Source organism: Megasphaera sp. NM10 (assembly GCF_000417505.1).
GTDB lineage: Bacteria > Bacillota > Negativicutes > Veillonellales > Megasphaeraceae > Megasphaera > Megasphaera intestinihominis.
In genome coordinates, this window is sequence record NZ_APHY01000015.1 from 37,668 (window position 1) to 52,110 (window position 14,443).

The following is a 14,443-nucleotide window of genomic DNA, read 5'->3' on the forward strand; positions in this document are numbered from 1 at the left end:
GGGGGGATGAAGGTGGAACAGGAAACGATGTACGCAGCGGCCCTCCAGTCCCTCAAGGGCTGCGGCAGCCGCCGCCTGCAGGCCCTCCTCGACGTCTGCCGCTCGCCCAGCCAGGCCTGGGGTGCCGTCTGGGATGAAGACCTGCGGCGCCGGACGGGGATTCCGGCCAAGATTTTTTCTCAGCTCAGGCAAGAACGAGATGTTTTTGATTGGGATACCTTCCAGCGCAGGCTGTCTTTTTATGGCGTTCGGCCCGTCGCCCTGTGGGACGACGATTACCCCAGCTGGCTGCCCTTCATCGCCCAGCCGCCGCTGGTCCTCTTTTGCCAGGGGACGATGGAGCGCGACAGCAGCAGTATCGCCATCGTCGGCTCCCGCAAGGCCAGCCCCTATGGCCTGAATGCCGCCGAGACGCTGGCCGCTGAGCTGGCGGCCCAGGGCCTCACCATCGTCAGCGGCGGTGCCAGGGGCATCGATACGCGGGCCCATCGGGGCGCCCTGAAAAGGAAGGGGCGGACTGTCGTCGTCGCCGCCAACGGCCTGGACCGGACCTATCCCAGGGAGAACAAGGCCCTGTTCCGGCAGGTCGTCGATAGCGGCGGCGCAGTCATCTCGGAATATGCCTTCGGCGTCGAGCCGCTATCCCGGAATTTCCCGGCCCGCAACCGCATCATCGCCGGCATGGCAGCGGCGACGATCGTCGTCGAAGCGGCCCTGCGCAGCGGCTCCCTGATTACGGCTGACCTGGCCCTCGACGAAGGGCGCGACGTCTTTGCCATGCCGGGCAGTGTCTTTTCCGAGACCAGCCGGGGGACGAACCATCTCCTCCGGCTCGGCGCCATTCCCCTGACCTGTGCTGACGATGTGGTCCGGGAATTCCGCCGCCGCGGCTGGCAGGGGCCGGAGACGGCCTGCCATGAGGAAGGACCCAGCCTGAGTCCGGCCGAACAGGCCGTCATCGACGCCATCCCCTTCGACCGGGCGGCGCCGGTGAGCGAGCTCCTGGAAAAGACGGGCCTCGCCGTCGCCGACCTGCTGCCCATCCTCCTGGCCCTGCAGATGAAGAAAGCCGCCGAGGAACTCCCCGGCGGCTATATCCGCTGTGCTGCGGCCTTTTCTGCCCTATAAGGCGGTGATATACGCTTGGGCTTTGTCGACGGAGACGACGTCGATCCAGCCGAAGGGGACCAGGGCATGACAGCAGGCAAAGAGGGTATGATGGTCTGTGATGAATTCTTTCAGGGCGGCCATGGTCTGGCTGCTGCCTTCGACGCGGCCATAGCCGGCGACGGCTGCGTCGATGAGGGCATTGTCCGGCCATTCCTCGCGGAAGCAGCTGTGCAGGAAGAGGAACAGGTCCAGGACGGGCGCCGGCGCGTCGACGAATTTCTTTTCATTTTCCCAGTCGAGGAAGGTAATCGTCCCGGTTTCCTTATCGTAGGCAATGTCCCGCAGGGCCGGCCGACCGTGGTGCAGGCCGGCGGCGTGGAGCTGAGCCAGTCCCTGGCCGGCTTTTTCAAAGGCATCGTGGCGGACGGCGGCGTATTCCGCTTCCTTGGCTACGCCCTGCAAGGTCTTGCCGGCAGCTTCCATGACGAAGAAGTCTTCATCCAGGAGGACGACCTTCGGCGCCAGGGGAAGGCGGGCGTTGACGGTCATGATCTTGTAGGCTTCGCACCAAAAGGCGGCCGACGGATTCTGTTTGGCAAAGGCATTGCGGCCATTGCCCATGCGGCGCTTGACGAAGTACGTTTTATTTTCAAAAGAAAGTGATAAAATCCGCTTGTCCGGCGCTTTTGTGATGGCAGATTGAACGGATTTTAAGAGAGACCTGTTGAACAAGAAAGTCACACCTTTCAAAATTTTAAGATATAGTTTCAATATTTACAGTTTCTACACATAAGAACGTGCCTATATTATAACAAATTTTGTCAGTAAAATAAATGGCCTGGCCCTTGGAAATAAGGCATTTTCCTGCGAACTCCCCTCGAAATAGACCATCTTGTAAACAAGATGTTATATTGAATTTGATAAACGCTATTGACACGTGAAAGAAGACACTTTATAATAATAAACGTAAATGAATATCAATTTTTTCAAGGGAGATGTGTCGTATGTTTCAGAATACAGATTTTTGGATTGGCTTAGGTATCGGTGTCGTCGCTGGTGTTTTCGGCTATAAACTCATGTCCGAACGGGAACAGCAGCTCCTGGCTATGCAGCAGCCCGCTGCCGGTGCGATGACCGCTTCGGTACCCCTGGCTGAATTGCAGCGTCAGAAAGAAGAATTGGAAGACATGATCGCAGCTCAGGAAACCGCACAGGCGAAATAAGTTTGTAGGGAAGGCCTTTGCGGTTTCAGCGGAAGCCTTTAAATTTAAAGCCATCTGCTAACAACTAACCACTAGCCACTAACCACTTAAAAGGGCTTGTCGTCGTGCGACAAGCCCTTTTTAAGAGGCACAACACCAGGAAGGACTGCTTGTATGATCATTCCGACGTCGAAATGGGACCTCATCATGAGAGCCGTTTCTATTTCGTCTTACTTACCAGGCCGTATCCGCCTGCACAGTAAAAAACTCATTGGCAATGCCGAATTGGGCCGCAAGGTCTACGCCTACATTGCCAGTTATAAAGAAATCGACAAGGTCGATGTCAATGTCCTCACGGGTTCCGTCCTGATCACCTACCGGCCGCAGGTCCTGCGGGCCAATCGGGAACTCGTCCGGGTAGAGAACTATATCATGACCCATGTTGAAAGGAGAAGGTAATTATGTCTTATGCCTCAGGTTTTATGGTGGGCACGTCGATCGGCAAAGCCGTATACGACTTGTTCCACAATAAGAAGGGCAAAGCGGCTGCCGCAGCTGCGCCCGCCGGTGCCTTCCGGCCTCAGGTCCAGGCGGCAAAGGGAGTCCCGGAAGTGCCCCGTTTCGCCTGCGTATCCGTCTTGAAAGGCCGTCGCCGCTATCGGGCAGCGGCCCTCGTCGGCAATGCGGAACTGGCCCGCTTGATCGAAGAAAAAGTCAGCACCCTGCCCAATATCCAGTTCATCCAGGTCAGCGTCGTCACGGGCAGCATCCTGGTCTTCGCCCACAGCGAAGGGACCTTGGACCGGCTGGAAAACTTCTTCCGCTTCCGCCTCTTCCCGAATGTCGTCGAAGGCATCGTCAGTGCCGTCTGCGATGCAGAAAAACAGGAAGGCCAGAAAAAGGAAGAGACGACGTATCTCAAAGCGGTCCGCGATACGGGGGCTTTTTTCAGCAGTATCATCCGCAATGAATCCAGTCGTTTTTTTGACTTGCGCACAGTCGCTGCCTTGCTCCTGACCCTTCGCGGCTTGCGCAAAGTCGTATTCATGGGACAGCGCCCGTCAGGACCACAGATGCTGTGGTGGGCCCTGTCGTTGTTGAGGGGGCGTTAAGTCATGTACATGCGCAATACCATCTTCCTGCACAGCGAGATCCCCAGCCGCATGCGCCCTGTCCTGAGCGTCAAGCTCCGCCAGGTCCGCGGCATCGTCTCGGCTGTCGTCGAAGAAAAGAAGGTCACCGTCTACTATGTGGGACAGCTGGACCTGCGGGCACTGAACCTGTTCATCCGTGCCTTTGAAGAAAAATATGGCCGCAAGAAGGAACAGAAAGACGACGACATGGATGTTGCTACGTACCGCCGGGAAGCCATCATCTCCGTCGGCGGCTTCATCGCCATGAACATCCTGCGCAAGGTCAACCCGGAATTCTACGGGTCGATCCTCTTGTTTCGCCGATTATTTACCTTATATATTGCACGCCGCTACATTAAGAACGGCATCATGGGGCTCGTAAAGGACCATCAGGCCAATGCCGATACCCTGACGGCGACGGCAGTCGTTGCGTCCGTCCTGGCTGGCAAGCCAGAATCGAGCCTGACCCTCCTGGCCCTGTCGAATGGGGCCGAAATGATGACCGAATACGCTGCCGAAAAGGCACGCCGTCAGATTTCGGGCCTCCTCAAACTGGACCAGCGCGACGTCTGGCTCGTCGAAAACGGCCATGAACGCAAGGTCCCTGTCGAATCGCTGAAGCGGGGCGACCTCATCGCCGTCCACTTGGGCGAAAAGATTTGCGTCGACGGCAGCGTCGTCAGCGGCAATGCCGCCGTCAACCAGGCCTCCATCACGGGCGAATCCAATCCGGCTATTAAGCAGGAAAAATTGCCGGTCTATGCGGGCAGTGTCATCGAAGCGGGCGACTTGGTCATCCGCGTCGAAAAGGTCGGCGCCGACACGTCCCTGGCCCAGATCATCCACCTCGTCGAAGAAGCCCAGACCCGCCGGGCGCCGGTCCAGAACTTTGCCGATAAGATGGCCAACCTCCTGGTTCCCATCTCCTTCATCGGCGCAGCCATCGTCTACGGGGCCACCAAAGACTGGCAGCGCGTCCTCAACCTCTTGTTCATCGACTTCTCGTGCGGCCTGAAATTGTCGACAGCGACGGCCATCTCGGCAGCTATCGGCGTGGCAGCCCGCAAGGGGATCCTCATCAAGGGCGGCAACTACATTGAAAACCTGGCCGACATCGACACGGTCGTCCTCGACAAGACCGGGACCATCACCATGGGCGTCCCCCAGATCGACCACATCGAAACCGTCGAAGGCGTAGACGATAAGGAAATGATCCTCCTCGCCGCTTCGGCTGAAATGCACTCCGTCCATCCTCTGGCCGTAGCCGTTCAGAAATACGTCAACGCCCAGGGCTGGCAGACGCCGCCTCATGCGTCGTCGGAAACCGTCGTCGCCCGCGGCATGAAAGCGACCGTTCCCGATTTTGAAGGCTACGAAGGCGGGGACATCCTCGTCGGCAGCCGCCGTTTCATGACCGAAGAAGGCGTGGAAGGCATGCCGGCGACGGATAACAAGACCTGGGGCAAGAACCTCTTGTACATCGCCCGCAACGGCGAATATCTCGGCTTCTTGGTCATCCAGGACCCGGTCCGTCCGGGTATGAAGAAGACCCTGAACCGCATGCGCCGCCTGGGCATCGACGAAGTCGTCATGCTCACCGGCGACTCGAAGGACGTCGCCGCCGAAGTCGCCCGCGACATGGATATCGACTCGTATCATGCCGAAATCCTGCCGGAAGACAAAGCCAACTACGTTATGAAGATGCAGAAGCGGGGCAACGTCATGATGGTCGGCGACGGCATCAACGACGCACCGGCCCTGGCCTTTGCCGACATCGGCGTCAGCCTCGGCGGCAACAAGACGGACATCGCCGCTGAATCGGCAGCCATCACCATCCGTTCGGAAGACCCGTCGAAACTGTACGATGCCCTGTACATCGGCAGGGAAACGATGCGGGCCATCAACCAGAACTTCACGGCTACCATTGTAGTCAACTCGGCGGCCATGCTGCTCGGCGCCTTAGGGAAAATCAGCCCCCTCTGGGCTGCTGTCATCCACAACACAGCCACCCTGGCCGTCGTCCTCAACAGCGTCCGCATCCTGAAACCGGCCCGCCCGACCAGACGCCCGGCATAGGGAATCGCGCATGCCAATGGTTTGTAGGGGCTCGCACGTGGCGAGCCCGTCCGGGAGATGAATACATTCCCATATCAAGCAGAAATGGGCGCCCCACGTGGCGCCCCTACAAAAGGACTTGTCGTTATGCGACAAGTCCTTTTTATAAATGAATTTCAATAGCAACTATTGACAGGGTTTGTGAAAAAATATATAATGTTTATGGTAATGAAATGTATTATCATTAATTAGAAGGGATGTGTGAGTATTATTTACGGAGCTGAAAGGAGCGATGTAAATGAGTGTCGTCATCGTAGGTGGAAATGATTGTATGGTTTGTCGCTATAAGCGTATTTGCAAAGAGTACGATTATAAGGCAAAAGTCTTTACACAGGTACCAAGCGATTTCAAATCGAAAATCGGGTCGCCTGATCTTGTAGTGTTGTTTACCAGTACCGTGAGCCACAGTATGGTCCGTTGCGCCATCAAAGAAGCGCAGCGCAAGAACGTCGAAGTCGTCCGTTCCCATACGAGCAGCTCGAACGCGCTGAAGAACATATTAGCCGCCCGGATGGAAGAGGCCGTCTGAGGCAAGCAAAGGGGAGTTAGTCATGAAAATTGTTTCATTAGCCGATATGAAAGTCGGCCAGTCGGGCGTTGTCGATGCCTTGAAGGGACGGGGAAATATCCAGCACCGTCTCGTCGACATGGGCGTCGTCAAGGGCTCGCATATTTCAGTCTTCAAAAAGGCCCCGCTCGGAGATCCCATTGAGGTAAAAGTCAAAGGGTGCGCACTGGCACTGCGCATGAATGAAGCGGCGATGATTTCCGTCGCCGTAGAACAATAAAGGGGGTACATAGTAGTCATGGAAAATGCAGCGAAGATCAAGATTGCCCTGGCCGGCAATCCGAACTGCGGTAAAACGACGATTTTTAACAACATTACCGGCGCTAAACAGCACGTCGGCAACTATCCTGGCGTTACTGTCGAAAAGAAAGAAGGTCATCGTACCTTCAACGGCAAGGACCTGCTCTTCGTCGACCTGCCCGGCACATACAGCCTGACGGCACGGTCCCTCGATGAAGTCGTAGCCCGTAACGTCATCATCAATGAAAAACCGGACATCATCGTCAACGTCCTCGATGCGTCCAACCTGGAACGTAACTTATACCTGGCCGCACAGCTCGTCGAACTGGGCCGCCCCATGGTCATCGCCCTGAACATGATGGACATTGCCGAACGCATGGGCATCCAGATCGACCTCAAGAAGCTGGGCAAACAGCTCGGCGCCGTCGTCGTGCCCCTCGTCGGCAGCAAGAACATCGGCACGAAAGAACTGCTCGACGCCATTTCCAGTACGCAGACCCAGAACCTGGTCAATGCCAAAGTCGATTACGGCGCTGACGTCGAATCGGCGATTGCCAACCTGACCGATGCCATCGAAAAAATGGGCATCATCAAATACCCAGTCCGCTGGCTGGCCGTCAAGCTCCTGGAAAACGACTCCGACGCCATCGCCAAAGTCCGCGCTATGGAAGGGACCCAGTCCATCCTGGCCCTGGCTTCGACTCTGCGCGATTCCCTGGCCAACAAGATCGATTTGGACTTCTATTTCGCTCAATGCCGATATCAATTCGCAACTGATGTATTTAATAAATCGATTATCAATGTCGGTTCGAGCGACTCCTTGTCCGACAAGATCGACAGCGTCCTGACCCACCGTTACTTAGGGATCCCGATTTTCCTGGCCCTCATGTGGCTCATGTTCGTCGTCGTCATCAACGTTGGCGCCTACCCGCAGCTGGCTCGACACGGGCTTCTCGATGCTCGGTGACTGGTGCAGCGATGTCATCGAAGATGAACAGCTCCGCTCCCTCGTCGTCGACGGCGTCATCGGCGGTGTCGGTTCCGTCCTTTCTTTCGTTCCCCTTATCGTCCTCTTGTACTTATTCATCAGCCTTCTCGAAGATACGGGTTATATGGCCCGTGCCGCCTTCCTCATCGACCGCGCTATGCGTGCCCTGGGGCTGCACGGCAAGTCCTTCATTCCTATGATCCTCGGCTTTGGCTGCAACGTACCGGGCATCATGGCCGCTCGTACACTGGACAATGAAAAAGACCGTCTGGTCACGATTCTGGCCTGCCCGTTCATGAGCTGCGGTGCCCGCCTGCCGGTATACACCTTGCTCATCGCCGCTTTCTTCGGCGCTTCCGGCCACGGTGGTACGGTCCTCTTCGGCGTATACCTTTTAGGTATCATCATTTCCGTCTGCGTCGCCCTGGTCCTCCGTCATACGACCTTTAAGGGCGAACAGGAACCGTTCGTCATGGAAATGCCGCCGTATCACATTCCGACCTTGAAAGGCGTCCTCATGCACATGTGGGAACGCACGGTCTTGTACCTCAAGAAAGCCGGTACTTTCATCCTCGGCGCATCCGTCCTCGTCTGGTTCCTCACGGCATACCCGATGGACGTCGAATATTCCCAGGACTTCGATGCCGCTAAAAATCAGGTCACGGCTGAAATGGAACAGAAACAGTCTGACATCCTTCAGTCCTACGGCCTCAGCGCTATCGAAGACAATGCCGCTTTGAACGATATGTATGAATCCATGGTCGCTGCCGCTGATGAAGCCGCTGACGAAGCCGATGCTGACGAAGCCGATACGGGCAATGCCCTGAACCCGGCTGCCGCTTTGGGCTCCGTTGAAGACCAGGTCAAGAATTCCGAAGAAGAAGAAGACAACTTGTTCATGGGTAAATACCCCCAGAGCTTCGCCGACCTGCAGGAACAGAATCCGGCCGTCTTCGCCCAGGCTCTGCCGCTCTTCGATGCCAAAGCCGATGCTGACGACGAAACGTCCAAACTCGACGACCAGCAGACGGCTGAAAAACTGGAACAGTCCTATGCTGCCCGCCTGGGGCACTTCGTAGAACCGGTCATCGCACCGCTTGGCTTTGACTGGAAGATCGGCGTAGGCCTCATCGCCTGCACGGCTGCTAAAGAAGTCATGGTTTCGACCTTGGGTACGATTTACAGTGTCGGCGGTGACGACACCCACGAATCGGGCATCGTCGCTTACCTCCGTGATGACCCGGACTTCACCCCAGCCGTCGCCCTGTCGCTCATGGTCTTCGTACTGCTCTACATGCCGTGCGTCGCTGCCATGGCCGTCATCAAACGTGAAACAGGCTCGTGGAAAATGCTCCTTGCCAGCGATGCCATGTGCCTCGTACTCTCGTACGTCCTGGCCTTTGTCACCTATCACCTGGCCCTCATGGCCGGCCTCGGCGCTTAAGACTTGAAGCAGCCCCTTCCATAACGTATAATATTAGTGGCTCGTGGCTAGCCTCCCCTCATAGGCCCTTTTTGGCCCGTCAGGCGTTGACCGCAGGGAAAGGCAGGACGGCTGCCAAAACGGAGAGCCGGCTGGAGGTGGCCCAAAGGGCCGGAGAGGTTGATTTCACAACGAATAATTGCTAATCCCGAGAGGAGGTATATCTATGAGTCCTGCAACCATTATCGTCGCTATCGTCGTCATCATCGCCGTAGCGTACTTCATTCACCATATCCGCGGCCTGTTCAACGGAACGGCCAGCTGCTGCGGCAACTGCTCAGGCAGCTGCTCATCCAGTGGAAAAACAAAAACGGGGGACGATTCCAAATTGCCTCCGTGCTGCCGGAAATAGCATAAGAAAAGGAGCTGTCGCATCGCGACAGCTCCTTTCAAGTTGTTAGTGGCTAGTTGTTAGTTGTTAGCGGATGGGTTTAAATTTAAAGCTTTTTTCTGCAAACTACAAACTCTGTGCTACAAACTATAAAGTAAACGGGGCATCACATGATGGCAGAAACCTTCGTGCGACAGCCTCTTTTTGCTTTCCGCCTGCTGCGACGGCAGGAAACATGGTATAATGAAAGAAAAGTATCAGAAAGGATGAAGTCCATGATTAAACGTTGTAACCATGACTGTGATTTTTCCTGCCAGCAGTCAAAAAAACAGAAGGTGCGAGTCATCGGCGGCACCGGCGTCTTTACGCTCCTCGTGTCGGCCCAGGTGCGCAGTGAGAACGGGAAGTAACTCGAATGAAGGACATAGCATGAAATCTATTGGTTCAATAATCAAAGAGAATCTGGTACTTTTTCTGGCAGTGGCAGCGGCGCTGGCGTCGATGACGGCCGTACCGCCTTCGGCTGCTTATGCCGGGTATATCAATATGCCTGTACTGGCGATTTTGTTCTGTCTCATGGTCGTCATCGGCGGCGTGCGGGAAAGCGGCGTCTTTTCTGCCGTGCTGGCCCGTCTCCTGCTCCGCCTGGGGACGATGCGCCAGCTGGCGGCGGTCCTGGTATTTGCCTGTTTTTTTGTCAGCATGTGGGTGACCAATGATGTGGCCCTCCTGACCTTTGTGCCTTTTTCCCTGATGGCCCTGCCCAAGGTGGCCAGTGAGGAACAGATGGCTCTTGTCATCGTCCTCCAGACGCTGGCGGCGAATCTGGGCAGTATGTGTACGCCCGTCGGCAATCCGCAGAACTTGTATCTTTATTTTTATTACGCTATGGATTTGCCATCGTTTCTGACGCTGCTCCTGCCATATACCCTGGTGTCTTTCCTGCTGCTTACGCTGTCCCTGTTCCGCTTGCCGGGGACGCCGATTCCCATTTCCGTCCGGCTGGCTGCCCGGCGGACAAGGAACCTGCCTGTCTTGGCGCCATCGCGTCGGCTCTGGCTCTTGGGCGGGATGTTTTTCCTGTCCCTGCTCACTGTGGCCCATGTCCTCGATTACCGCCTTACCTTGGCCATCGTTATCGTCGTTACGTCATTGACCCGGCCACGGTATTTCCGTTATGCCGATTACCGGCTTCTGGGAACCTTTGTGGCCTTTTTTATCCTCGTAGGCAATATGAGCCAGCTGCCTGGCTTCCGGGACCTGTTGACGGGATACCTGGAAGGCCATGAATTCCTCATCGCCCTTTTGGCAAGCCAGGTCATCAGTAATGTGCCGGCAGCCGTCCTCCTGTCGGGCTTTACCGATGAGGCAGCGGCCTTGCTGCTGGGAACCGATATAGGTGGCCTGGGGACACTGATCGCCTCCATGGCAAGCCTCATTTCCTATGGCATGTACGTCCGGGCCTGTCCCCGGCAGCAGGGAAGGTATCTGAAACTATTTAGCCTGCTCAACCTGGCCTATCTGCTGGTGCTGGTCCTGTTTGCCTGGTTGTTGGTCAGGTGCTGAAACGGACTGCCATAGAGGGCGCGACCGCGCTGGCTATATGGAAATGAAGTGAAGCAGTATAATTGAACAGGGCCTGTCGCACGTCATCGTGCAGGACCCTGTTTTTTATAGGCAGAAAACGTATTACTTTTTTAGATTAAAATAGATGAGAATCTGCTTCGGTCATTTGGCAGTCAAAATGGCAGAATGACAGAAAGCCGGAAAAGATGGTATAATGAAATAACTTGGTCGCTGACCGACTAAGAAAAGCGACCGAGATAGATGACAGCGGATTTGTATTTCTGCAAGGGAAAAGACTGATTTAGGCAATGATAGGATATTATATGATTATGAACGCGAAAAAATTTCTTGATGAATTTCTAAAGAAAATAAAGAAGAAGAGCGTTTATGAAGGTCGGAAATTATTTGATATTTATAAATCTGATTCAGCGTATACACCTGTGATTACAAATATTATCAATGAAATCATTAAAGAAGCTGATTATACTCCTCAAAATGAATATTTCAGAATTGATGTTGTAGGATGGACTTCACATTATGCGGATATGAAAAAAGATGCTGATGAGGAAGGTATTGATATAAAACCTCATCTGTGGGATTTGAAAATTGCTGTTGAGCATGAGAATGATAAGTCTGACTGGTCAGATGAAGTGATGAAATTGATTCATGTTAAATGCCCACTAAAAGTTGTTATTGCTTACAGCTATTCTGATGAACGAGGCATAACAGAACTTAATAAGTTGAAATTTCTTGCTGGTCAGATGAAAAAGGTCGAGGCTTTTAATATCGGTAAAAAACAGGAAGAATATTTGATTATTCTTGGAAATGGATGTAATCATAAAACGGGTATGCAAGATTATCAAGACTTTGGGTATATTGGTTATTTATATGATTGGGAGGCTGAAGCGTTCACAAAATTAAACTGACCAATGCGTTCGATTAGTCGAAAATAACTTGGTCGCTGACCGACTAAGAAAAGCGACTAAGTTAACGACTAAGGTAGCGATATGTTGAGAGGATGAGCCTAGTACATCCGTAAACCCGTTTTTCGTGGGTGCTCCGTTAGGCAGTTGGATGATTACCCTGGCAAATTGGAGGACTGGAAATCGTACATAGACTGGAGCGGGCGCCCCACGTGGCGCCCCTACGCACCAATGTCTTGTGTTGTAGGAACGTGACGGGCCCTTTTCAGTCCGTCAGGTCATGAATGCAAAGAATGGCAAGATGGTTGCTGAAACGGACCGCCGTAGAGGGTGTGCCAATAAATGGCCTTGGCAGACTTTTCACTCGTTGCGTCTTGCCGGTTCTATGTGAAAACACGTGCCATAGCCATTCCTGAATACGCTGAACCAGTCTGAATATAAGGAAAAATCACCTGTTTCAAGGGTTGGGTTATGCCCTTTGAAACAGGTGATTTTTATATAGAGCTTTTTTTGCTTGCAATTAAGCCTAGCAGTTTGCGAGAAGGACCAGAAGGTTTAATGTCAATTTTTCCTTTATGTCTGGGAAGACGCTAGGATAAATACAAGTGCTTTTATCCAGGTATGTCAAGAATTTTGTGTAAATTTCTTAGAAATCTTTGTCATATTTTTCCATCAGAGGGCCAAGCCGTTCCTTTGAAATATAGGATTAGGATGATGTATGAATGTATTGTAGGGGGGAACATATATGGTATAATTTAGAAAAATGAAAAGGGGAAGACAAATAATAAAAAGCCAGCTTTTGTATGGTTTCCATTTGCTTTATACAAGAAAATACATAAAGTGTGGAAAAAAGAAAGTTTGCAGAATGAGTAATCGTAATATTGGGAGAGCCATTATGGATCAGAATTATTTTGAAAAATGGAAAGAATGTTCGGAAAAGTGGAATACATTATTTAATGAAGCGAACAATTTAGGATGTAAATTGTATGATGATAAAGATATGGATCTTAATCATTGGCATCAGATGGATTTAATTCAGATAAATTTACTATGGTTGAAGAGCTTACTCATCTATGAACATGCATTAAGTTTCATTGAACAAGACATATCTGATGATGAGAGATTTGAGGTCGCCAAGATTCATTATCATGTTACGGAAATAGAAAAACTTAATATTGATTGTATATTGAATAATTGTAAGAATTTTGCTATCCGTGATGGATATGCAGGTTATTTTATGGAAAAAGTCCGACGCTTTGTGGAAGATGTAAAAGAAGATGTAAAAGATTCTTTCTTTTCTGACTCAGAAGAATCAGAAGACTAATTAATATGTAAGGGGCTCCTATGTTTTCAAAATACAAAGAAGTTTTGTATCCTAATGGATATCCTAAGTATGAAGGTTTTTTTGCAGATGGAAAATTAAACGGCCGTGGCAAATCCTATTATGAAAATGGCAATTTACAGTACGATGGATACTGGGTGAATGGATTATACGACGGAGAAGGCGTTTTATACGATGAAGCTGGACGGGAAGTTTATAAAGGCCGATGGACTAATGGCAAACCGGAAAAGGCCGTTTTTAAAACTTCTTATACTACTGAATCAGAATCGCCTAAGCTGCGGCAATACATGGATGAATTGAATTCGTTAATCGGATTACTGGATGTCAAAAAAGAACTGAATAGTTTGATTAATTTTGTGAAAATTCAAGGCTTACGAAGCCGGCAAGGATTGGAAGTTCCTAATATTTCATTGCACATGGTATTTACAGGGAATCCCGGAACAGGGAAAACGACGGTAGCCCGATTGATGGGAAAGATTTTGTTTGAACTTGGTTTTTTTGTCAAAAGGGCACCTTGTCGAAACCAATCGGGCGGGATTAGTAGCCGGATATGTCGGGCAAACGGCATTGAAAACAGAAAAAGTTGTCAAACAGGCTATTGGCGGCGTCCTTTTTGTCGATGAAGCTTATTCATTGGCGACTGACGATAGTTATGGACAAGAAGCCATTGATACGTTGCTCAAATTAATGGAAGATAATCGCGGGAATTTAGTCGTCATCGTGGCAGGGTATCCTGAATTGATGAAACAGTTCATTGATACGAATCCGGGATTGTCTTCGCGATTTAGTAAATATATCCCCTTTAAAGACTATTCTGTCGATGAACTCATTGAGATTTTTGAATTCATTTGCAAACAATATGCTTATCACATTACGGATAAAGGCAAAACCGGTAGTGTCAAGATTCTTTCGCAAATTCATTTCATCCGCCAGTAAATATCGTAATCAGATATATGGATTTTCCTCGTCATTTGGCTGCTCAATTTCCATCTTGAATAGATGCTCCATGTCCATATAGCGTTTTGAGCCCCATTCCGAGGCGGCAACATGACGAAGTCTGGCACAGACGAGCATCAAAGCACTGTTGCCGTCAGGAAAGGCACCAATGGCCCGTGTACGGCGGCGTATCTCGCGATTCACCCGTTCTGTTAGGTTATTCGTGCGGATCCGGCTCCAGTGTTCTGTTGGAAAATCCATATAGGTCAAGGTTTCGCCCACGCTGTCCTCGACTTTCTTGGCTGCGGATAAAAGCTTCATTTCACGGAGCTTGGCGGCAATGGAGACCGCCTTTTCCTGTGCAGCTTCCTTGCTCTCCTGCGCGTGGATTGCCTTGAGCATTAAGGTAACCTGCTTCATCTTAGTCTTTGGCGTCACTGTGAAGACGTTCCGGTAAAAATGGACCGTGCAGCGTTGGTATTTGGCTTCAGGAAAGACTACAGGGA

Annotated in this window: 16 protein-coding genes and 2 pseudogenes; 16 read left to right on the forward strand and 2 right to left on the reverse strand. The window is 52.0% G+C overall.

Annotated elements, in window-relative coordinates; genetic code table 11:
• The first annotated feature begins 6 nt into the window (after window positions 1-6).
• Window positions 7-1,128, forward strand: coding sequence for a DNA-processing protein DprA (dprA, locus tag NM10_RS03575; protein WP_020310239.1), 1,122 nt, complete (start codon window positions 7-9; stop codon window positions 1,126-1,128).
• On the opposite strand, the gene NM10_RS03580 is transcribed toward dprA, so the two are convergent.
• A complete protein-coding gene (locus tag NM10_RS03580) occupies window positions 1,123-1,842 on the reverse strand; it encodes a hypothetical protein (protein ID WP_020310240.1) in 720 nt (239 codons plus the stop codon). The two genes, dprA and NM10_RS03580, sit on opposite strands and share 6 nt — an antisense overlap.
• 198 nt (window positions 1,843-2,040) lie before the next feature.
• Here NM10_RS03580 and NM10_RS15240 point away from each other — a divergent pair, with 198 nt between their 5' ends.
• From NM10_RS15240 to NM10_RS14125, 15 genes and pseudogenes are all read left to right on the forward strand, one after another.
• Window positions 2,041-2,148 (forward strand): hypothetical protein, encoded by a 108-nt coding sequence (locus tag NM10_RS15240; RefSeq protein WP_370856688.1) that lies wholly within the window; start codon window positions 2,041-2,043, stop codon window positions 2,146-2,148.
• Window positions 2,115-2,333 (forward strand): hypothetical protein, encoded by a 219-nt coding sequence (locus NM10_RS03585; protein ID WP_020310241.1) that lies wholly within the window; start codon window positions 2,115-2,117, stop codon window positions 2,331-2,333. Before NM10_RS15240 ends, NM10_RS03585 begins: the two co-directional genes overlap by 34 nt.
• 153 nt (window positions 2,334-2,486) lie before the next feature.
• On the forward strand, window positions 2,487-2,771 hold the full coding sequence (locus NM10_RS03590; protein WP_020310242.1) for an HMA2 domain-containing protein: 285 nt from the start codon (window positions 2,487-2,489) through the stop codon (window positions 2,769-2,771).
• A gap of 2 nt (window positions 2,772-2,773) precedes the next feature.
• On the forward strand, window positions 2,774-3,424 hold the full coding sequence (locus NM10_RS03595) for an HMA2 domain-containing protein (RefSeq protein ID WP_020310243.1): 651 nt from the start codon (window positions 2,774-2,776) through the stop codon (window positions 3,422-3,424).
• A gap of 3 nt (window positions 3,425-3,427) precedes the next feature.
• Window positions 3,428-5,521, forward strand: a complete 2,094-nt coding sequence (locus NM10_RS03600; RefSeq protein ID WP_020310244.1) for a heavy metal translocating P-type ATPase — start codon at window positions 3,428-3,430, stop codon at window positions 5,519-5,521.
• A gap of 277 nt (window positions 5,522-5,798) precedes the next feature.
• On the forward strand, window positions 5,799-6,089 hold the full coding sequence (locus tag NM10_RS03605) for a DUF2325 domain-containing protein (protein ID WP_020310245.1): 291 nt from the start codon (window positions 5,799-5,801) through the stop codon (window positions 6,087-6,089).
• A gap of 22 nt (window positions 6,090-6,111) precedes the next feature.
• On the forward strand, window positions 6,112-6,348 hold the full coding sequence (locus NM10_RS03610; RefSeq protein WP_020310246.1) for a FeoA family protein: 237 nt from the start codon (window positions 6,112-6,114) through the stop codon (window positions 6,346-6,348).
• A gap of 18 nt (window positions 6,349-6,366) precedes the next feature.
• A pseudogene (gene feoB, locus NM10_RS15245) lies at window positions 6,367-8,800 on the forward strand (ferrous iron transport protein B).
• Between the two features lie 205 nt (window positions 8,801-9,005).
• Window positions 9,006-9,191 (forward strand): FeoB-associated Cys-rich membrane protein, encoded by a 186-nt coding sequence (locus tag NM10_RS03620; RefSeq protein WP_020310247.1) that lies wholly within the window; start codon window positions 9,006-9,008, stop codon window positions 9,189-9,191.
• A 254-nt stretch (window positions 9,192-9,445) separates the two neighbouring features.
• A complete protein-coding gene (locus NM10_RS14945) occupies window positions 9,446-9,580 on the forward strand; it encodes a hypothetical protein (protein ID WP_256378953.1) in 135 nt (44 codons plus the stop codon).
• 19 nt (window positions 9,581-9,599) lie between these two features.
• Complete coding sequence (locus tag NM10_RS03630; protein ID WP_071601826.1) at window positions 9,600-10,736, forward strand: SLC13 family permease; 1,137 nt, start codon at window positions 9,600-9,602, stop codon at window positions 10,734-10,736.
• A 323-nt stretch (window positions 10,737-11,059) separates the two neighbouring features.
• Entirely contained in the window at window positions 11,060-11,662 is a 603-nt protein-coding gene (locus tag NM10_RS03635; RefSeq protein WP_239639592.1) for a hypothetical protein, read from the forward strand.
• An 892-nt stretch (window positions 11,663-12,554) separates the two neighbouring features.
• Window positions 12,555-12,983, forward strand: a complete 429-nt coding sequence (locus NM10_RS03640; protein WP_239639593.1) for a hypothetical protein — start codon at window positions 12,555-12,557, stop codon at window positions 12,981-12,983.
• 20 nt (window positions 12,984-13,003) lie between these two features.
• Window positions 13,004-13,174, forward strand: a pseudogene (locus NM10_RS14405) (hypothetical protein); the annotation flags it as partial.
• Between the two features lie 325 nt (window positions 13,175-13,499).
• On the forward strand, window positions 13,500-13,937 hold the full coding sequence (locus NM10_RS14125) for an AAA family ATPase (RefSeq protein ID WP_239639594.1): 438 nt from the start codon (window positions 13,500-13,502) through the stop codon (window positions 13,935-13,937).
• Window positions 13,938-13,946: 9 nt separating this feature from the next.
• On the opposite strand, the gene NM10_RS03650 is transcribed toward NM10_RS14125, so the two are convergent.
• On the reverse strand, window positions 13,947-14,443 hold a 497-nt coding region (locus NM10_RS03650), incomplete at its 5' end, for an IS256 family transposase (protein WP_020310253.1).